The 18,489-nt window shown below is 65.7% G+C and carries 17 protein-coding genes and 2 pseudogenes; 6 read left to right on the top strand and 13 right to left on the bottom strand.

Going from position 1 to position 18,489, the window contains the following annotated elements:
* Positions 1-190 precede the first annotated feature (190 nt).
* Both IBJ82_RS21925 and IBJ82_RS21920 read left to right on the top strand, forming a co-directional pair.
* A pseudogene (locus IBJ82_RS21925) lies at positions 191-631 on the top strand (lipase); the annotation flags it as partial.
* A gap of 7 nt (positions 632-638) precedes the next feature.
* Positions 639-1,763: a CdaR family transcriptional regulator gene (locus tag IBJ82_RS21920; protein ID WP_194827809.1), complete on the top strand. Its 1,125-nt coding sequence runs from the start codon at positions 639-641 to the stop codon at positions 1,761-1,763.
* A gap of 54 nt (positions 1,764-1,817) precedes the next feature.
* On the opposite strand, the gene IBJ82_RS21915 is transcribed toward IBJ82_RS21920, so the two are convergent.
* The 6 genes from IBJ82_RS21915 to IBJ82_RS21890 form a co-directional block, all read right to left on the bottom strand.
* Positions 1,818-3,056 carry a CdaR family transcriptional regulator gene (locus tag IBJ82_RS21915; protein WP_194827808.1) on the bottom strand — a complete coding sequence of 413 codons (1,239 nt, stop codon included), beginning with the start codon at positions 3,054-3,056 and terminating at the stop codon, positions 1,818-1,820.
* Between the two features lie 188 nt (positions 3,057-3,244).
* Positions 3,245-4,726, bottom strand: coding sequence for an amidase (locus IBJ82_RS21910; RefSeq protein ID WP_194827807.1), 1,482 nt, complete (start codon positions 4,724-4,726; stop codon positions 3,245-3,247).
* Positions 4,727-4,816: 90 nt separating this feature from the next.
* Positions 4,817-5,419 (bottom strand): TetR/AcrR family transcriptional regulator, encoded by a 603-nt coding sequence (locus tag IBJ82_RS21905; protein ID WP_194827806.1) that lies wholly within the window; start codon positions 5,417-5,419, stop codon positions 4,817-4,819.
* Between the two features lie 122 nt (positions 5,420-5,541).
* Positions 5,542-6,579, bottom strand: coding sequence for an alcohol dehydrogenase catalytic domain-containing protein (locus IBJ82_RS21900; protein WP_194827805.1), 1,038 nt, complete (start codon positions 6,577-6,579; stop codon positions 5,542-5,544).
* 18 nt (positions 6,580-6,597) lie between these two features.
* Entirely contained in the window at positions 6,598-6,852 is a 255-nt protein-coding gene (locus tag IBJ82_RS21895) for a DUF2255 family protein (protein ID WP_194827804.1), read from the bottom strand.
* A 26-nt stretch (positions 6,853-6,878) separates the two neighbouring features.
* Positions 6,879-7,301 carry a cupin domain-containing protein gene (locus IBJ82_RS21890; protein WP_194827803.1) on the bottom strand — a complete coding sequence of 141 codons (423 nt, stop codon included), beginning with the start codon at positions 7,299-7,301 and terminating at the stop codon, positions 6,879-6,881.
* Between the two features lie 218 nt (positions 7,302-7,519).
* On the opposite strand from IBJ82_RS21890, the pseudogene IBJ82_RS21885 reads away from it, so the two are divergent.
* Positions 7,520-7,666, top strand: a pseudogene (locus IBJ82_RS21885) (transcriptional regulator); the annotation flags it as partial.
* Positions 7,667-7,790: 124 nt separating this feature from the next.
* On the top strand, positions 7,791-8,648 hold the full coding sequence (locus IBJ82_RS21880) for a helix-turn-helix domain-containing protein (protein WP_194827802.1): 858 nt from the start codon (positions 7,791-7,793) through the stop codon (positions 8,646-8,648).
* Positions 8,649-8,992: 344 nt separating this feature from the next.
* Here the strand turns inward: IBJ82_RS21880 and IBJ82_RS21875 are convergent, their stop codons facing one another.
* The 6 genes from IBJ82_RS21875 to IBJ82_RS21850 form a co-directional block, all read right to left on the bottom strand.
* Positions 8,993-9,382 carry a hypothetical protein gene (locus IBJ82_RS21875; RefSeq protein ID WP_194827801.1) on the bottom strand — a complete coding sequence of 130 codons (390 nt, stop codon included), beginning with the start codon at positions 9,380-9,382 and terminating at the stop codon, positions 8,993-8,995.
* 32 nt (positions 9,383-9,414) lie between these two features.
* Positions 9,415-11,208, bottom strand: a complete 1,794-nt coding sequence (locus IBJ82_RS21870) for a long-chain fatty acid--CoA ligase (RefSeq protein WP_194827800.1) — start codon at positions 11,206-11,208, stop codon at positions 9,415-9,417.
* On the bottom strand, positions 11,201-12,658 hold the full coding sequence (locus tag IBJ82_RS21865) for an NAD(P)/FAD-dependent oxidoreductase (RefSeq protein ID WP_194827799.1): 1,458 nt from the start codon (positions 12,656-12,658) through the stop codon (positions 11,201-11,203). Before IBJ82_RS21865 ends, IBJ82_RS21870 begins: the two co-directional genes overlap by 8 nt.
* Positions 12,655-14,382: a DUF3556 domain-containing protein gene (locus tag IBJ82_RS21860; RefSeq protein WP_194827798.1), complete on the bottom strand. Its 1,728-nt coding sequence runs from the start codon at positions 14,380-14,382 to the stop codon at positions 12,655-12,657. The genes IBJ82_RS21865 and IBJ82_RS21860 overlap by 4 nt, the downstream gene beginning before the upstream one ends.
* Positions 14,383-14,476: 94 nt before the next feature.
* Positions 14,477-14,812, bottom strand: coding sequence for a hypothetical protein (locus tag IBJ82_RS21855; protein WP_194827797.1), 336 nt, complete (start codon positions 14,810-14,812; stop codon positions 14,477-14,479).
* A gap of 168 nt (positions 14,813-14,980) precedes the next feature.
* Positions 14,981-16,216 carry a helix-turn-helix domain-containing protein gene (locus tag IBJ82_RS21850; RefSeq protein WP_194827796.1) on the bottom strand — a complete coding sequence of 412 codons (1,236 nt, stop codon included), beginning with the start codon at positions 16,214-16,216 and terminating at the stop codon, positions 14,981-14,983.
* Here IBJ82_RS21850 and IBJ82_RS21845 point away from each other — a divergent pair.
* Together IBJ82_RS21845 and IBJ82_RS21840 are read left to right on the top strand one after the other, a co-directional pair.
* Complete coding sequence (locus IBJ82_RS21845) at positions 16,210-16,380, top strand: hypothetical protein (RefSeq protein WP_194827795.1); 171 nt, start codon at positions 16,210-16,212, stop codon at positions 16,378-16,380. The genes IBJ82_RS21850 and IBJ82_RS21845 overlap by 7 nt on opposite strands.
* A 225-nt stretch (positions 16,381-16,605) precedes the next feature.
* Positions 16,606-17,724, top strand: a complete 1,119-nt coding sequence (locus IBJ82_RS21840) for an alpha/beta hydrolase (protein WP_194827794.1) — start codon at positions 16,606-16,608, stop codon at positions 17,722-17,724.
* 41 nt (positions 17,725-17,765) lie between these two features.
* Here IBJ82_RS21840 and IBJ82_RS21835 read toward each other — a convergent pair whose 3' ends face one another.
* A complete protein-coding gene (locus IBJ82_RS21835; RefSeq protein WP_194827793.1) occupies positions 17,766-18,326 on the bottom strand; it encodes a TetR/AcrR family transcriptional regulator in 561 nt (186 codons plus the stop codon).
* Positions 18,327-18,489 lie beyond the last annotated feature (163 nt).

Below are 18,489 nucleotides of genomic sequence, written 5' to 3'. Positions count from 1 at the left end.
CCCTCTCGGACTTCAATGGAGCTCCCTGGGTTGGTGCTCGGTGACAGTTGGCGCTATCACCGTCACCGCCCAGGGCCTGTGCTCCGGGTCGACACACGGTCAACCCGCCGAAGGGGGTGGGGACTTTAGGTGGCCACCAGTGGTGACCTACACGTGGCCACCAGTGGGGACTTTCTCATGGCCAGGGACAGGGGCAACCCACCACGGCACAACACTTCTGGGAATCGCCACACTCGGGCGCGCCATCAACAACCTCGGAATCAACATCTTGGGCTTCTACGAACCGATCATCGGGATCTCCAACATTCAACAAGTTATCGGCTCCCCGTTCTACGCCACGCTCAACGCCCAGGGCGATACGGTTCCCGGCGTCGACTACACGGCAGTCGGATCTCGCTACGACGAAGTCACTAACCCCTACGACCTGACCTTCCTCAACGCTGGAGCGGGCGCCACCGTTCGCAATATCACCCTGCAAGAGGGATGCGAACAGGACCTGTCCGACCACCTCACCATCATGTATTCGCCGCGCGCGGCTTCCATCACCCTCAATGCCCTCGATTCCGTCAACCACCCGAAGCTGGACTGCACGTTCAACCCGTGGTTGATCGGTGGCACCGGCAAACTGTGAGACCGCGATGAGTCCCACCCAGCTCGAGTCGCCCGCGAGCCCTCCGCGGGCGACACAACACATCGTCGACGGGATCCTGAGCGCTATCCCTCCCCGCAGTATCCAGGGCAACGTCTTGCGGGAGGAGATCCGAGCCGTTGTCGTGGAGTACTTGGAACAAGCCGGTGGTGCGCGCACGCTCGATTCACGAGCGGCACTTCACCCCGCCGCTGCGCGTTGGGCCGCCACCGGGGTGCCGATCGAAACCGTCCAACGCCTCGTCCACACCGGCTTCCAGCTTCATCTGAACGACAACGCCACAAAATTACTGCGCCACAACAACATCAACCACATCATGGACGCGATGCACACGGTGAATTCGACCGTTTCCAAGGCATACCTCGAGGTCGCATCGTCGGCTACTCAACGCAACGGACACCAAGCCGTCGCTCGCGCCCTACTCCGCGGACGCCACGCCACCAGCGTTGCCCGAGAATGCGGCATTCCACTCACCGACCAGTACACGGTCCTCGCAGTAGCCGCTGACAATTCTGCCCGAGGCGCGGTCTCACCCGGCAGCTTCCTCGAAATGCTGTCCGCCCGTGTGGAACAACCGATGTCCGCACTGCACAGCGACCTCGGGGGCACAATCCTGATCCAAGGCTGCCCCGACACCAAGGAAATCGGTGAACTTGTCAGGCGGACAGCACTTGTCGTTGTGGCGATCGAGGTAGACCGAGACCGGATCCCATCGGCTACCGAAGACGGACACGAACTGCTCGACGTTGTACGCCGACTCCATCGACCGCCCGGCCTCTACCATTTCGACGACCTTGCTATCGAGTATCAGCTGACGCGCCCCGGCCCCGGCCGGGACCGTCTCGAGACCGCCCTCGACGCGGTGTCGGCAGATCCGGAACTGGTCGCGACCCTCCGCGCGCATATCAACAATGGTTTGAATCGTCGACTCACCGCACGAGATATGCATATCCATCAGAATACGGTCGACTATCGCCTGAAGCGGATCTACCGTCTCGCCCGCCTCGATTCCCACGATCCCGGGCTCATCTGGAAATTGAGGGCAGCGCTGACCGTGCGCGAATATCTCGGTCTGGAGGAACACAAGAGGGAACCCGTCACCCACGCTGAGTAGCCGCGCTGCGGGTTGTCCGGGGTGGGATCACGGGCCGAAGGTACCGATGCCTTCCTAGGCGTCGGTTCGACGTTGGGAGGGGCCGAGCCGATGTACGGTGAGCGACGCTGCCAGCATGCGCGAATCCGTAGGATCGGCCGGGTCGAGACCGGTGAGTTCGGCGATGCGGCGCAGCCGGTACGTGAAGGTATTCGGATGGACGTGGATGCGGCGCGAGGCTGTTTTGCGATCAGCTCCATGTCGTAGGTGGGCCTCCAACGCTTCGAGCAGATGAGGGCTCGCGAGCAGCGGAACCACGCGCTGCGCCAGCCGTTCTCGCGCAGGACCCGGCCGGGTGAGCTGGTACTCCAGCAACAGATCGTCGAGCCGGTAGCAGCCCCCGGGGTGACCGCAAAGACGGGCCAGCTCGGCCAGCTCGCCCGCGTCCTCGGCCGCCGCCGGAATACCGTCGCGGCTCACGCCGGAGAATTCCGCCAGATACACCGTGACCCCGAACTGCTGCGACAGCCGAGCGGCCAGCTCGCCGAACCGCTTGGCGTCGACGACATCGGCCTCGGAACTGTTGCCCACCAACGCGATTCCGCTCGCACCATCGAAAGTCGCGGGAGTGATCGCGCCGGTGAGCTCGTAGAGTGCGCGCTGCAGCAATCGAATCCGGCGCCGGGCCACCAGGTTGACCGCGCTACCGGTGCGCGCCGGTTCGCTCACATGGATCGCCAGCACCGTGTACCGGTCAGCGAGGATGGTGTCCGCCCGTACGGCGAGTTCTTCGGCAGGCAGCCCGCGCACCAACGCCGAGCACAATTCGCGCCGGGCCTCCCGCTCGGCGTGGTAAATCGACTGTTCGACCTCGGTGTAGGTCTCGACAACGGCCATATTGATGCGCCGCAGCAATTCGAGCAAGCGGTTGAAGACCTCGACGAACTCATCCATTTGCGTGGGGTCAGCGACAGCTGCGGCTTCCGCGAGCACCGCCTGTGCCGATCTATGGATCGCGCTGATCAGCATCGACAGCGGCAGTCTGTCCTCGGCATGGCGCTCGGCGACCGGGGCCACGAACGCGGTGACCTCGGCGCGGGTGAACTCGCGGTCGGCGCCGATCGCTTCGAGTACCGCCCGACCACAGGCGTAGATCGTCGGCAATACCTCGGCGGTGAAGTGACCGTCGGGCAGTTCGGCAGGTGCCGTGGCATCCAGGCCCTCGGTCAGCATCCGCTCGGCGATCTGTGGCCAACGGCTGAGCAATCGAGCCGTCAGCGGGAGCGAGGCAGAAACGGGTTGTCGCACGAGCATGGCTCAGATTGTGTCTTCACACAGCACGACAGGGGACAGTCTGGTGAATACAGTGAAGAACTTGGTTGCGATGACAATCATCGGAGCGCTTTCTCGGTTCACGAGTGCAGGTCGAGCCCGGGCAGCGGCTACGAAGGATTCCGGTTTCGGCTCGCCGGCAGCCCTGCGCTCACACCTGTATTCACCGGCTACATAATCGGGCGTCGGTTGATCCACGGCATCGCCTCTTCGAGTTGCGCCGCCAAGCGCAGCAGCATCGCTTCGCCGCCCAGTTGCGCGGTGAATTGCACACCCATCGGAATGTTGTCGGCGGTCCAATGCAGTGGCAGCGACAGGGCTGGTCGTCCCGTCACATTGGCCAACTGGGTATACGGAGTCCAACTCAAGTTGCTGTGAATGAGCCGATCGGTCAGCGCGGAATGCCGCAGAAAGCCCGCAGTCCCCGACTTCAAGAGCAGCTCCCCGGCCAGGCGCAGTGACCGCTGTGTGTCGAGCGAGCCGATGCGGGGCGGAAGATCTGCCAGCGTGGGTGTCAACAGCAGGTCATAGCTGTCGAAGTAGCTCGATAGCCGCCGCGCGTGATCATGGCGACGCATGACGGCATCGACGTATTCGACGCTGCTGTAGGCCCGCCCCAGCGCAGCCATCAGACGGGTGTCGAATTCGAATCCTTCTTCGCCGCAACCAGATCGACGCTTGGCATCGGCGACTTCCCACGCCAGGTAGGCAAACCAGGTCAACAGGAAATCCTGGGCCAGCCCTCGGTCGTCGACCGGTGGATTGTCCAGGATCTCGACTCGGTGATGGAGATCGGTGAGCACCTGGACTGTGGCGTCGACAGCCGCTCGAGCCTCGGGATGGGGCGAGGAGTTGATCGCCGAGGAGACGCAGACTCCGATTCTCAGCCGCCCCGGGTCGGCACCGACTTGCGAGAGGAACGTCTCGGCCGGAACGGCAGGAAGGTAGGGACCGCTGAGTTCGCCGCCTTTGAGGACGTCGAGCATCGCGGCGGTGTCACGCACCGAGCGGGACACGACACCCTGGACCGCGGCCCCGTGCATGGCTTCGCCGACATCGGGCCCCGACGGAAGCAGCCCTCGCCCCGGCTTGAGGCCGACGAGTCCACAACAGGCGGCGGGGATGCGGATGGAACCGCCGCCGTCGTTGGCTCCGGCGACTGGAACGATTCCGGCGGCCACCGCCGCGGCCGAACCCCCGGACGAGCCGCCAGGCGATCGATCAAGATTCCACGGGTTGCGGGTGGGACCGAACAGTTCGGGCTCGGTGACGCCTTTGGCGCCGAATTCGGGAGTGTTGGTCTTTCCGAAGATGACCAGGCCCGCATCGATCCATCTCTGCACCACCGTCGAGTGCTCTAGGGCCGGGGTCCGCGCCAGCGAGCGAGACCCGCTGCTACTGGGCAAGCCGGCGTAGTCCTGCGCGATGTCCTTGATCAGAAACGGGACACCGGCGAAAGGGCCGACCAATTCCTGGGCGACGCGGCGATCTGCCTCGGCGTCCATGAATCGGATGATCGCGTTGAGGCGGCCGTTCGCCGTTTCAGCCTGCCGCCGCGCGACGTCGAGTAGCTCGCGCGAGGTCACCTCGCCGGCTTTGACAAGTTGAGCTAGACCCAGTGCATCGAAGCTCCGGTATTCGTCGGTCCGCATACCGCGCGATCATAGCCGTACCAATCGGTTAGACAAACCGATTGGTACGGCATCTATTCCGATGTCGGCGTGAGATCGGGTCCGACCGTGTCAAGGCCTCCCAGGTCGGGGCATCATCGCGATCGCCGCGTCGAACGCGGCATCGACACGAGTGCGATCTCTGGTCAGAAGCAAGTCCAACTGCAGTCCGCGTATCTGCCCCAAGACGAGGGTGGCAAGGCTGCGCGCCTCACTCGCAGGCCAACCATCGGCACATAAACGTTCCTCGATCGGAGTCAGCCAGTCGTCGACGATCGACGGCGCCAGCGCGTCCGCCTCGGCAGGAATGCGCGCCACGCGGCCGACCAGTTGGAACAACAGAATGAACTGACGTTGTTCCTTGGGCTCACACAACCTCGTCCACACCATGCGCACCAGTTCGGCAGCCGACGTCGCGGTGTTGAAGTGCTCGTCCTGCTGCCATGACCGCACGAAGTCGCTGCGGATCTTTTCCCCGATGTGCAGCAGGAGCTCGTTTTTCGAGTTGAAGTGACGCAGCAGCGTCGCGTGCGATACCCCGAGTGCGGCGGCGACAGGCCGCAAGGACACGTCGTCGATGCCGTGATCGAGCACGTACTCCGTGGCCGCGGCCAGCAATTCGGGTCGGCGATGCCGGTACCGCAGCGTGCGCCCGTCCACTTGACTGTCAGTCATCGGTATCGATGGTAGAGCTCGAACCCGTCGATGCGGGTACTGCGCGCCATACGACAATATTGTCCGGACTATCCATCGATGAAGCGCTCCACGAAACGAGATGTCTTCTCGTGCGGGCGTGGTCAGGGGCGGAGCAGGACTTTGAGGGCTTCGCGGGCGTCCATGGCGCGATAGCCGTCGGCGACCTCGTCCAGACCGATTTCGCGGTCGAAGACCTTGCCGGGCTCGACCGTGCCGCCGAGCACACCCGGCAGCAGTGTGCCGATATAGGCGCGGGCCGGGGCGGGACCGCCGGTGAGGGTGATGTTCGGGCCGAACAGCGTGCCGAAACCGACTGGCGCGTCGGAATATTGGGGAACACCGACGCGACTGATCACACCGCCGGGTCGCACGACACCGATGGCCTGCTCGTAGGCGGGCATGTGGCCGACGGCTTCGATGACGACGTGGGTGCCGTCGCCGCCGGTCAGCTCACGCACCGCGGCGATACCCTCCTCACCGCGTTCGGCCACCACCTCGGTCGCGCCGAACTCACGACCGAGATCGGTGCGCTGCTTGTGGCGACCCATCAGGATGACCCGCTGCGCACCGAGCTGCCGGGCCGAGAGGACGGCCATGAGCCCGACCGCGCCGTCGCCGATCACCGTGACGGTCGTGTCCTGATCGACCCGCGCCTTCACCGCGGCGTGGTGACCGGTGCCGTAGACATCGGACAGCGTCAGCAGCGAGGGGATCAGCGCGGAGTTCTCCTCGACCGGAACCGCGACCAGCGTGCCATCAGCCCACGGCACTCGCACGGCTTCGGCTTGGAGCCCGCCGACCGGTCCCCCGCCCCAGAAGCCACCGTGACGGCACGAGGTCTGCAGTCCTTCGCGGCAGAAGTCGCAGGTGCCGTCGGACCAGGCGAAGGGGGTGATCACCAGGTCGCCCTTGCGCACCGTGGTGACGTCGGCGCCGATGTCTTCCACGACACCGATAGCTTCGTGCCCCATCGGGCTGCCCTGGTCGCTGGCGGCCATGGAGTGATACGGGTGCAGGTCCGAGCCGCAGATACAGCTGCGCACGATCCGCACCACCGCGTCGGTGGAGTCGATGATGACCGGGTCGGGGACGTCGATGACGCGGACGTCGCCGGGGGCGTACATGTAGGTCGCTCGCATGGGAATCCTCAGTTCTGGTCAGGGTTGTTTGTGGATCTGCGGATCGAGCCGCAGGGTGACTCGGGTGGCGTGCTCGCCGACGACGGAGCCGACGATCTGCGGCCCGTAGATGTCGTACTTGTCGTGATAGGCGGCGTCGATCCGAGCGTGGGCACTGGATGTGGGGTCCAGCGGAGTGAAGGTGACATCGCGCTCGACCCCGTCGGCGCGGACACGCCCGATGCCCGCCTTTTCGGCTCGGCGGAACCATGGGTTGGCGGCATCGTCGGTCATCGTGTGGCCCCTTCTCGCGTGGACGTTCAGGGTTGGGTGCGATGGGTCTCGGCGCGCCGGTATTCGTCGTCGGTGACGTGCTCGCCCCACACGGTTTCGGCGACGTCCGGGTCGCCGGTGCCGTCCCAGATCGCCAGGTGGGTCATGAAGTGGTCGGTGACGGCGCCGTGCCAATGCCACTGCCCGGGTGGGGTGTGGACGGTGTCGCCGGGGCGCATCACGATCACTTCACAGTCACGGGATGCCACGATTCCGATGCCTTCGGTCACGTGCAGGGTCTGCCCCACGGCATGGGTGTGCCAGGCCGTGCGTGCACACGGGGTGAAATGGACGGCGTTGACCCGTGCTCGGGACGGTTCTCGCCCCTGGTAGATCTGGTCGAACCACACCTCGCCGGTGAACCACTGCTCAGGGCCCTTCCCCGACGGCTGTTTCGTCAATTTCTCCATCAGCACGACCCTTCCTGCCCTCGGTTGCTATTTCTCAGTTACTACCCACAGGGCGAGCATCTACCGGTTCGCCATGGCGCGGCCCGCCCCGGCGGTTCCTCGGTGGTGATCGTCATGGAATCGAGTACACGCCGGTTCACGCGAGCGCGACAGTGACGGCTCTTCCAGGTAACCGCAGTACCCCCATCGACCACCGCAACGCGTTTACCGTGGAGAACATGGACGACCACCACGCACAGGTCCGCGAATTCCCGACTTCTCGCCGGGCCCGCCTGACGCCCGATCGGGCAGGACTACCTGTCTTCGGTGGCAATCGGCGCGTCCCCGGATTGCGTCGCGAAGAGGTAGCGCTGCTGGCCGGGGTGAGATGTTGGTTACACACTCTCTAGGTACGAGGTGTTGGTTGAGTGCTGCTGTGCAGGCAGTCACCGACCTGGTCAGGTTCATAGCGTGTGGAATGAACCTTGCAGGACGCAAAGGAGCACGAAAATGACCGACAACGAGTTGGGCCTGTTCCTGCGCAGCCGACGCGAGGCGGTCTCACCTGCCCATGTCGGTTTGCCTGCCGGGCCGCGACGCCGCACGCCCGGTTTGCGTCGTGCCGAACTCGCCACCCTGGCTGGAGTTAGCGTCGGGTACCTCATCCGCCTCGAACAAGGCCGTGACCGTCGCCCGTCCCCGTCAGTGCTCTCAGCCATCGCCAACGCACTACATCTCGCACCAAGCGAACGCATCCACCTGTACCGACTGACCAAAACGGCTGACGCGGGCTTCAGCTGCATGGGCAACGCAGGCCCTGCACGGTCCGTTCGTCCCACGGTCCGCGCCATCCTCGAACATCTGGAACCAGCGGTCGCGGTGGTCGTGAACCGCCTCAGCGATGTTCTGGCCTATACCGAGGGCTACCACCGCCTGATGGCACCGACCGGCGTGCTCGACGATCCGTCCACAGCCAACCTCGCCTCCTTCATCTTCGGAGACTCCCGGGCTCACGACTTCTACCCGGACTGGGAACACATCGCCGACCTCAAAGTCGCCGACCTCAAACAAGGCCCCTTCCGCAATGATCCGGCCACCGCCGCCCTGGCTGATCAACTCGAGATCGCGGCCGGTGAGCAATTCACGCGCCGTGTCGCTACCGTCCCCAACCTCCCCGCCGCGACCGGCACCACCCGCGTCGAACACCCTGAGACCGGTTCGCTGCGCTTGGTGTACGAAACCCTCGATCTCCCGGCCGAGGACGACCAGCAGTTGTTCGTCTACCTCCCGGCCGACGAAGCCACTGCGACCGCGTTGGACAAGATCGCGGGCCGCCACCCCGGCGCGCTGCGGGCGATCTCAATCTAAATCAGGCCAGGCACACATATCGCAGCAAAGGAACGACTCGGTGCCGGACTCAGGACGAGCATGGGAAGGGCGATCTCGCGGCTACTGCCATACGGAGTGCGGAGGTGGTATGCCTCACCGGGGTGAGATGTCGGTTACACACTCCTCAAAGCCCGAGCACGAGAGGAGAAGACAAAGTCACCTCTCCCGTCCGCAGATCGGTCTGCGTCTACATCGCTATCACCGAGCCCGTCTGAAAATCCTGTAATGCCGATGAAGTGGCGATTTCGCCAGGCGGGACGCGTTGAAATCAGGTTTCGAACAATACGCAGGCCGAGCATGACGTGTCACGAGGGTGTCGACTACTAGCCAGCCGACGCCAAAGGTGGTGGCCTTGCGGCCGACCACTGCTTGCCGTGCCAAGGCTGCCAGAGACTGAGGATGGCGCGCATGAGCCGGTCGACGACCGGGTTGGTGGTGGTGTTGGCGACACCGAAGATGTTTTGGCCGTCGGCGAATTCCGCACAGGGGCGGCCGACGCGGTGCATGGGATCCAGAGTGGCAAGCGCCATATTGCGTTCGTAGGGTACAAAGGCGCTTACCTCGTTGATCCACGACCATGCTTCGTCGTGCGCACCGACGGGATCGGGCTGCGCACGCAGCCGCAGTGCGGCCACGCGGCAATCGAGGGCGTCGAGTTCAGAAGTGGCGGAGTCGATCCCGGCGGTGCGGATCGAGGAGGGCTGGGCGGCCACGGGGTTTGCTTCGGGCGGGAGTGGTAGCAGGTTCACGCGTAGAGCGCGTCGATCTCGACCGCGTGTCGTTTCAGCACGGCGAGGCGTTTGAGAGAGAGCTTCGGGGTGAGTTCGCCTGTCTCCTGCGACCATTCGCCGTCGAGGATGCGAATCTTCTTGATCTGCTCGGCCTTGGAGACCCTGGCATTGACCTGGGCGACCGCGGCGTTGATCTCGGCTATCAGGTCGGGATGCGAGATCAGATCCGCCACGCTCGTTCCCCCGTCGAGTCCGTGCCGCTCGCGCCAGCCGGGCAGCGCGTCGCGGTCCAGGGTGATCAGGGCCGCGATGAACGGCTGGGCGTCGCCGATCACCATGCACTGGCTGATCAGCGGGTACGCACGCAGGCCGTCTTCGAGCGGGGCCGGCGAGACGTTCTTGCCTGCGGCGGTGACGAGGATTTCCTTCTTGCGGCCGGTGATGGTGACGTAGCCGTCGGCGTCGAGGGCTGCCAGGTCGCCGGTGTGGAACCAGCCGTCGGTGAAGGACTCCGCAGTCGCCTGCGGGTTGCGCCAATAACCCTGGAACACAACGGGTCCGCGCACGAGGAGTTCACCGTCATCAGCCAGCCGCACGGTGTGGCCGTCGAACGGGCGACCGACGCTGCCCAGCCGCTGGCTGCGCGGTTGGTTGCCGTTGAGCGTGATGGCCGCGGTGGTTTCGGTAAGTCCGTACCCCTCGGCAATATTGACGCCCACGCCACGGTAGAAGTGCGCCAGCCACGCACCCAACGGTGCGCCGCCGGAAATGGCGTGCGCGCATTGGCCGCCGAGCGCCGCCCGCAGCTTCCCGTAAACGAGCTTGTCGAACAACAGATGTTGCAATCGCAGCAGCAGGCCCGGACCGCCGGCGTCGAGGGACCGGCTCCAGGCGATGGCGACGTCGGAGGCCCGGTCGAAGATCGCGCCCTTACCGTTGTCGTGCGCCTTCTGTTTGGCCCCGTTGTAGACCTTCTCGAAAACCCGCGGCACCGCGACGAGTCCGGTGGGCCGCAGGGCGGTGAACTTGGCGGGCAGGTCGGTCCAATCACTGGTGTGGGCCACGGTGAAACGGTGTTCCACGGCCGCCAGCGAGGTGGCGTGCGCGAGGATGTGGGCCAGCGGCAGGAACAGCAGCGTGCGACCGTTCGGACGCAGCAGTTCGGGCACACGGGCGGGCGCGCACTCGGCCATGGCGGCCAGATTGCCGTGGGTCAGCGGCACACCCTTGGGCTTGCCGGTGGTGCCGGAGGTGTAGATGACCAGTGCGTCCGAGTTCGCGCCGAGTCGGGCACGGCGGGTATCCAATTCGTTGTCGGGCACCTCCGCGCCGCGAGTGATCAGCTCGGTGATCGCGCCGCCGTCGATGTGCAGGGTTTCCCGCACGGGCAGGCCCGCGATGGCCTGCTCGGCGATCGCGAGGTGTGCGCCGGTTTCCACGACCAGCAGCTCCGATCCGGAGTCTTCGACCACCCAGCGCACCTGATCCGCCGCCGAGGAGGCGTAGATGGCCACGGTCACGCCGCCGGCGAACCAGATGGCGTAGTCGAGCAGAATCCACTCGTAGCGGGTATCGCTCATCAGCGAAACCCGGTCGCCCACTTCGAGTCCGGCCGCGATCAGGCCCTTCGCAACGGCCCGCACCTCGCGGGCGAATTCAGCGGCGGTCAGCTCCGACCAGCCGCCGTCGGCGGTCGGGATCAGGAACAGCACGGCGCCGGGGTGGTTACGTTCGTTGCGCAGCACGGGATCGCCCATGAAATGGTCATCGGCGATGGAGTAGGTGGCGGGGACATTGTATTCACGCATGGCGGTGAGCCTTCTCGAAGTCGTTGTGCAGCAGTGGTATTCCGGCGCGACGTAAGGCCGACAGGGCGGCGTTGTGGCCTGCCATGCCGTGTGCGCCCGCACCGGGCGGCGCGGCGGCCGAGGCGATGAACATGCCCGGCACACCGGTGTAATAGGGGTCGAGGGCGACGCGCGGCCGGGTGAGCAGCTGGAAAGGCGTTGCCGCGCCGCCGATAACATCGCCGCCGACGAAATTCGGGTTGGTGGCGATCAGATCCGCGGTCGTGGTCACCGAGTGTGCGACGATGCGATCCCGGAAGCCGGGCGCGAACCGTTCGATTTGGCGCAGGATGGCTTCGGTGGCGTCACCGGTGAATCCGTGTGGCACATGGGCGTAGGCGTAGATCGGGTGCAGATCGCCTTGGGACCGGCCCGGGTCCGCCAGGTACTGCTGGCCCACGATGATGAACGGCCTCTCGGGCATGCGCCCGGCGTTGGTCTCGCGCTCGGAGACGACCATCTCCGCAAAAGATCCCGCGACATGGACGGTTCCGGCCTGACCGCATCGCTCGTCGGTCCACGGGATGCCGCCCTGTACTGCCAGATCCAGTTTGAACGCGCCGGGTCCGTAGCGGTAGCGCCGGTAGGCGCGCTGAACACGGTGCGGCATCCGGTCTTCGAGCAGGTCGGCGACAGCGTGCGGGCCCAGATTGAACAGCACCATATCGGCTGGCGTCAGCTGCGACATGGCGGTGACGCGTACACCTGTCTCGATCTTCCCGCCGAGCGATTTCAGCAGTGCCGCGAGGGCTTCGGCGATGGACTGTGATCCTCCTGAGGCCACCGGCCAGCCGTAGCGCTGGTTCACCGCGACGAACATGACGCCCAATGCCGCCGAGGTGGGCGCCGTCAAGGGCCTGAACGAATGCGCGCACGCGCCGCCGAACAGCGCTTTCGCCTCCTCGGTGCGCCACAGCCGGGCCAGTAGCGACGCCGACGCCAGTGCGGGGATACCCAAGCGCGTTAGGCTGATCGGATGCCGTGGCAGGTGCGCGGGCGGCTGGAACATCTCGTCGATGAGATCGTCGATGCGCTCCGACAGCGGCTGGTAGAACCGATGCCAGCGGTGAGCGTCGACGCCCAGCCCGAGGGCGGTGTCTTCCACAGACCGTACGAGCACACCAGCCCGCCCCCCGACGAGCGGGTGCGCCAAATCCACGGGCGCGTAACGCCAACGGAGCCCGAACTTTTCGAGCTCGAGTGATCGCAGCAACGGTGAGGCCGCCGCGAAGGGATGCACCGCCGAGCAGTGGTCGTGCAGCAGCCCCGGCAGCGTGTACTCACCGCTGGCGGTGCCGCCGCCGAGGGTGTCGGTGGCCTCGAGCACGGTCACGTCGACACCGTGGCGCGCCAGCGTGATGCCCGCGGCGAGCCCGTTGGGGCCCGACCCGACGACAATGGCGGTGGTCATGCCGCACCTTTTCCAGTGGCGTGCACATGCACCGGAATCGTTCCGTCCCAGGGTTGTCCGGTGAGCATGTCCGACACTTCCACATGGCCGATCTCGAAGGTGCCGGTGGCGGCGTCGATCAGGCGGTATTCCTGCCGCTGCCGGTGCATGGGCTGCGATTCCAGCACGATCACCCGCAGTTCACCCGGCTCGAATCGGCAGCGTTGCTGCACGGCGGTGATGAGTTGTTCGTTGTGCAGGTGCCCGTCGCCGAAGTTCCATCCGATCGCCGACCCCGCCACTATCTCGCCCTCGACCACCCGGTAACGCTCGTGGTCGGCGCCCCCGGCGCGGGGGATGAGGCCGTAGAGGGCGCGGCCGTGCGTGTGCATCGAGCGGAAGGCATACTGCCGGTGGTCGAAGTATTCCGCCGCGGTCTCGTCATAGAGGCGCGTGAGCTGCTGCGCGGGGAACTGTGAGGACTTGACCAGGCCGCTGTCCCACTTCTCCAACGCGCTCGGCGCGAACAGCCACAGGCCGGTCGGCCAGTTGCCAGCGTAGTAGCGCATGGACATCAGGAACGAGGTGTGCTTCGGCACGAAGTTGCCGTATGCGACCAAGGCCACCAGCGCGGCGATGAACAGCAGCGCCCACGGCCCTGTCAGGTCACTGAGGCTCAGGGAACCGTGGTCCACGAACAGGATCCACGTACCCATGATCATGAAGACGTTCCACTCCAGCGGCACCCCGATGGGCAGGCTGGTCAGGATGTTCAGATGGAATACGGTGAACAGGATTGCCGCCGCGATCGCGAGCTTGCTGCCGTGCGCGAGGTAGATCACCGCAGGCATGACGATCTCGAAGGTGGTGCCGGTTCCGTGCGCAAGAAACGCCGAAACCTTCGACGGCCGTAGGTCATTCGGGAAGTCGCGGTATAGCTTTCGCTTGAGTGCGGTGCTGCGGACGATCGGGTTGTTGCTCATCATCACCGCCACGACGTACGGGAAGTGGTGATTGAACTTCGACACCGCCGCACCCCACCAAATGGCCAGCATCACGAGTTTCGCGCCCACCAGCCCGTCCGTGCCCGGCAGCATCAGCATCACGAGGAAGCTGCCGTACACCTCGGTGCGCGCGGCCAGGAAGATCGCCTTGTCGCGCAGCCCGGTCAGCGCCAGGAGTACCAGGATGGGCAGCAGCCGCGCCGGGGCCAACGCAGGCACCTCGCCAAGGGCGGTGGGTTCGGTGGCGGGGGAGGTCAGGGCGAAGACGGCGGCCGCCAGCACGCCGACATACAGCGCAACATCCAGCGGTGTGCGGGTGCTGCCGCGTGTGCCGGGTACCCGCTCCGGCCATGGGGGCAGCCGGATGGTGCCGGGTCGAAGCCAGTACAGCGGCCCGCCGATCGGCGGCAGGAAACGCAGTGTCAACGGCCCGAACCCGCAGCCGAGGCCGAGCACCTCGAACAACAGCGTCCACACCACCAGCTTCTGGAGGAACAGCGGTTCGCCCCACCAGTCGAAGAACTGCGTCGGTGTGCCGAGACCTGGCGTGGCCCAGCCGATTCCGATCGCCACCGCGACATAGAGAACGATCTTCACTACGTACCCGAGCAGGACCGCATCCGGGGTGCCGGCCCCCGCGGAGGCCCAGTCCAGCACGATCGGCCGCAGCCGCTGCATGCGGGTGCCGCGCCGCCAGCTTTCGTAGTCGAGATCGGGCAGACGCGGAGACAGGAAAGCCATGAAAGTGTAATCCTTCGGGAAGAATGGAATCGACGTTATCGCGACCGGCGGGACAGGTCGTCCACGCCGGTGACCCGGCCCATCACCAGTAGGGTCAGCCGGCGGGTGCGAGTTTCTGGACCGCGTGCGCCACCTTGGTCCGAGTACCGACCAGCACGTGCGGGAATCCGGTGCGCGGCCGAATCACCTTGCGCCACAACTGATCCGCGACATCATCGGCGGTCCGGTGCACGCCCGGCGTGCGCACCGATTCAGCCACGGGGGCGTCGTCGATCATGCTGGTGGACACGTACAGCGGCATGATGTCATGAACCGCGATGCCGTGGGAGCGCCATTCCAGGTCGAGCGCTTCGGTCAAGCTGCGCACCGCCGCCATGACGCGGCCGATCCCGGCGGCGGTTCCGGTGATGAATATGGCGCGGCGGGACATGCGGACCTTCCTGGGAAACAGTGGCGGTGGCCACATGACACCACGCGATATCCGGGCCGACCAGCGCCCAGCCGGAGGTCTGTGCGCCGCGCACAGAGGATGGCGCGCGATTCATCCGCCGCGCCCAACCCCGTGTGCCGGCAGGAGGGTGATGGTCGGCCGGATGCATCAGCCGGGCGGCAGGAGGGCCACGGTCCGGTGCCACCGGCAGATGCCTAGCGCGTACCGCAGGTCGAAGGTGTCGCCGGTGAGGTCCAGCCCGTATTTGCGGGTGATCTGCTGGATTCGGTACTGCACCGTATTGCGGTGCATCAGCAGTCTTGTCGCGGTGCGGGCGTAGCTGCCGTTCTCGGCGAGGAACATCTCCAGGGTCTCGCGCAGCACCGCGGTCTTCGCGTCGTCGCGGGCCAGCGGACCGAGTACGCGGGTGGCGAACACCGCCAGCTCCCGGGGTTCGTCGACGAGCAGGGCGAACGGAGCGATCTCCTCGAAGGCCACCGCGGCGGGGGCGTTCGAACCAGCCGACTGTGCGAGGGTCTTGCCCCGTGCGGCGGTGCGCGCGCTGCGGCGGAAGCCGCGCAGGCCGGAATCGGCCGCGCCTAACGCCATTCGTACCGGTAGCCGCGCCTGCGTCAGGTCCAGCCGCAGGTCGGACAGATCGGGGAACTCGCGCCGGACCGGGAGCCACAGGCGCAGTTCATGATCACCGGCGGGCAGGGCGAGCACCGGGTCGATCACCTCGACCGCCTGTGTGAGCAATTGGGCTGCCTGCTCCAAGGCCCGCGTCGTCTCGGCGACGGTGCACGGCGGTGTGGTCCACAGCTCGACGGCCAGGTGGCGTTGGTCGAGCCGATATCCCAGTGCCGCTTCGGCGGCCGCGACATCCGGGTCGGCCTCCTCGAGCAGCCGCCGCACCCATTCCCGCCGGGCCGCGTGGCGGCTGTTGAGCCAGCGGTCGCGTTCGGCCTCATAGACCGCGCCCACCTCTTTGGTCACATGGTCGAGGTAGGCGGCGCCGAAGCTCATCATGTCGGCGATCTGCGCCATCTGATCGGGTCCGCCCGCGTCGAGGATGCGGCCGATGCTGACCTCCAGCAGTCTGGATTGACCGAACCCGTAGGCGCGCAGCAGGGCCGTGAGTGGCACCCCGCCGCGAGCCAGCCGCCGCGCGTACACGATCGCCGTGGACGGCGGATTGACGGTCACGGGATCGACGCCGTTGGCCAGGACGTGGACGACCGTGACAACGTTTTCGGTGATGCTCGCGGCCAGCAGATCGCCGAGTTCCGGGTCGGTGTCGAGACCGTCGATGGTGAGCTTGGTCTGGCGGATCAGTTCGGCGGCGACGGCCTCACGATGCGGCTGCAGCGCCCGCCCCAGGCATGTCAGGGATTCGAATGCCACGGCGCACCACCTTTCCGCTGTTCGGCCGCGCCGAATTCGTGCTGTGGGTACAACGCCTACGGGCGGCGGCGCGCGTACTCGCCGGGCGCGACCGCAGCGAGATCGTGACAGCCCGGCCCGCCTTCATCCCCGGCCGCAGCGAGTTGCTCGGACCACCTGTCTGACATCCCTCATCCATCGCCCGTGACCTGAACGAAGCAACCATGACCACCTTCCCTCGCACCGCCCTGATCGCCGGCGCGTCCGTCGGCAGCTACCAACTGCTGCTGACCTGGCTCCAGCCTCGATGCTATTGCTTTCTTGACTGACATCCAAGAAGAGGTCTACTGTAACCCCGAGTGCTTCTTGGGTGGTATCCAAGAAGGGTGGTGAGCGAGAGGACGCGAGTCATGGAAATCAGTGGTCCTGCAGATCGGCATGCGGCGGCGGTGCAGCGGCGTGAGGTCTCGTTCACCTCAGGTCAGGACGAGTGTGCGGCATGGTTGTACACCACACCCGACCTGAACGGTCCGCGCCCGATGGTGATCATGGCCCACGGGCTCGGGGCGGTGCGGGAGATGCGCCTGGATGCCTACGCGGAACGGTTCGCCGAGGCTGGGTGGTCGGTGCTGGTGTTCGACTACCGCCATCTCGGGGCCAGCGGCGGATCACCGCGCCAGCTCCTCGATATCGGTCGGCAACGCGCCGATTGGCATGCCGCCCTGGCGTTCGTACGCACTCTGCCGGAGGTCAACGTCGACCGGATCGCGTTGTGGGGCAGCTCTTTCGGCGGCGGACATGTCCTTCAAGTCGCTTCCGAAGACACCCGAGTCGCGGCGGTCGTTGCCCAATGTCCCTTCACTGATGGACCGGCGTCGTTGCGCTCGCGTATCCGGACCGGCCCGCTGAGCGCGGTAGCGCTGACAGTGGCAGGCGTCCTCGATACGGTCGGTTCCTGGTTCGGCGCGAAGCCGATCCTGTTGCCGATGGCGGGGACGTCCTGGATGCCCGCGTTCGTGGCCTCACCCGACGCCCTCACTGGTGCTTCCGCGCTCCTGCCCGCGGGGACTCGGCTCTCGCGGCGCACCAGCGCGTTGTTGAAACGGCTGCCCTCGGTGCGGGCTCAGGTGTCGAAGAACATCGAGCTGGCCGAGAGCGACGCCGGGGAAGAACCCCAGACCGGTGTCGGTCGCGACAGCATGTGGGGTGTCTTGCGCGGCCCGGACGGTGAATTCGATGCCGCCAACGCTCTGGCCGCGCGGCTGGTGCTACGTCTTCCGCTCGATCGGCCCGGTCGCGCGTTGGCCCGCTTCAGCACTCCGACCCTGCTGTGTGTCTGCGACAACGACGAGGCCGCGCCCGCGAAGGCCACGAAGCGTCATGCCCAGGGCCTGGCACACGTGCATGTCGAGAACTACCCGTGCGATCACTTCGATATCTACCTGGGCGAGCACTTCGAACGTGTCGTGCGTGACCAACTCTATTTCCTGGCAACACAATTCGACTACACCGCCCGCAACACGCATTAGTCAGCCACCCCCGGGCTCGTCGGCGTGCGGAGACAAGGCACTCAGTCAGCGACTGCGGCAAGACTGCGAGCGCTGTTCAGCAACGTCTCGATCACCGCGCGCCGCTGAGCCTGCTCCGTCGGATGCGTCAGCAAGCCCTCGACAACGAAAACACCGATCGTGACCAGCGGATCGACTTCGTCAGCGGGCACGCCGAGCTCGATCAGCTCTGCTCGGAACAATCCCTCGGCCAGTGCGTGGAACTGCTCGTGCCATTCCCGAATGGACGCGGACTCCTCGGCGCGGGTGTGCACCGTGCTCACCAACCGGCCCAGTTGCTCCAATTCCTCGACGAGCCACAACAGTCGATCAACCAGCTCCGAGCCCAGCACTTCGCTGTAGGAGGCCATCGAGTCGGCCAGGACTGCATCCAGGACCGCAATCAATACCGCGTCCTTGTCCTGGAAGTACCAGTACAGCGTGTTCGACACCACTCCGGCGTCGCGGGCGATCCGCGTCATCGATGCCGCGTTGTATCCCTGCTCGACGAACAACCGCCGGGCGGCTACAACGATCTCGGCGCGTTTCTCTTCCCGATCTTGCGGACGTCTGTTGCGAGGCATCTCCAGTCCCGACCTAGTTCCTGCCACGATGCTATCTTGGCCAGCCTCCAAGAACTGCTTGGGCAGGGAAGCGTCGGGTAAGCGATCCGACGAACATCTTCTTCTGCCGCTTACCACGTGACCTGACCAGCCTCTCCGACACCGCCGTGCCGCCCATGCACAG

This window comes from Nocardia sp. XZ_19_231 (assembly GCF_015355705.1).
Taxonomy (GTDB): Bacteria; Actinomycetota; Actinomycetes; order Mycobacteriales; family Mycobacteriaceae; genus Nocardia; species Nocardia salmonicida.
The sequence above is the reverse complement of the archived record's forward strand: the minus strand, read 5'-3'. Positions and strand labels throughout refer to the sequence as shown.

Bases quoted from the DNA above. Each gene is read 5' to 3' on its own strand.
- IBJ82_RS21920 (WP_194827809.1), top strand. From the start codon at position 639: ATGAGTCCCACCCAGCTCGAGTCGCCCGCGAGCCCTCCGCGGGCGACA.
- IBJ82_RS21915 (WP_194827808.1), bottom strand. From the start codon at position 3,056: ATGCTCGTGCGACAACCCGTTTCTGCCTCGCTCCCGCTGACGGCTCGA.
- IBJ82_RS21910 (WP_194827807.1), bottom strand. From the start codon at position 4,726: ATGCGGACCGACGAATACCGGAGCTTCGATGCACTGGGTCTAGCTCAA.
- IBJ82_RS21905 (WP_194827806.1), bottom strand. From the start codon at position 5,419: ATGACTGACAGTCAAGTGGACGGGCGCACGCTGCGGTACCGGCATCGC.
- IBJ82_RS21900 (WP_194827805.1), bottom strand. From the start codon at position 6,579: ATGCGAGCGACCTACATGTACGCCCCCGGCGACGTCCGCGTCATCGAC.
- IBJ82_RS21895 (WP_194827804.1), bottom strand. From the start codon at position 6,852: ATGACCGACGATGCCGCCAACCCATGGTTCCGCCGAGCCGAAAAGGCG.
- IBJ82_RS21890 (WP_194827803.1), bottom strand. From the start codon at position 7,301: ATGGAGAAATTGACGAAACAGCCGTCGGGGAAGGGCCCTGAGCAGTGG.
- IBJ82_RS21880 (WP_194827802.1), top strand. From the start codon at position 7,791: ATGACCGACAACGAGTTGGGCCTGTTCCTGCGCAGCCGACGCGAGGCG.
- IBJ82_RS21870 (WP_194827800.1), bottom strand. From the start codon at position 11,208: ATGCGTGAATACAATGTCCCCGCCACCTACTCCATCGCCGATGACCAT.
- IBJ82_RS21865 (WP_194827799.1), bottom strand. From the start codon at position 12,658: ATGACCACCGCCATTGTCGTCGGGTCGGGCCCCAACGGGCTCGCCGCG.
- IBJ82_RS21860 (WP_194827798.1), bottom strand. From the start codon at position 14,382: ATGGCTTTCCTGTCTCCGCGTCTGCCCGATCTCGACTACGAAAGCTGG.
- IBJ82_RS21855 (WP_194827797.1), bottom strand. From the start codon at position 14,812: ATGTCCCGCCGCGCCATATTCATCACCGGAACCGCCGCCGGGATCGGC.
- IBJ82_RS21845 (WP_194827795.1), top strand. From the start codon at position 16,210: ATGCCACGGCGCACCACCTTTCCGCTGTTCGGCCGCGCCGAATTCGTG.
- IBJ82_RS21840 (WP_194827794.1), top strand. From the start codon at position 16,606: ATGGAAATCAGTGGTCCTGCAGATCGGCATGCGGCGGCGGTGCAGCGG.
- IBJ82_RS21835 (WP_194827793.1), bottom strand. From the start codon at position 18,326: ATGCCTCGCAACAGACGTCCGCAAGATCGGGAAGAGAAACGCGCCGAG.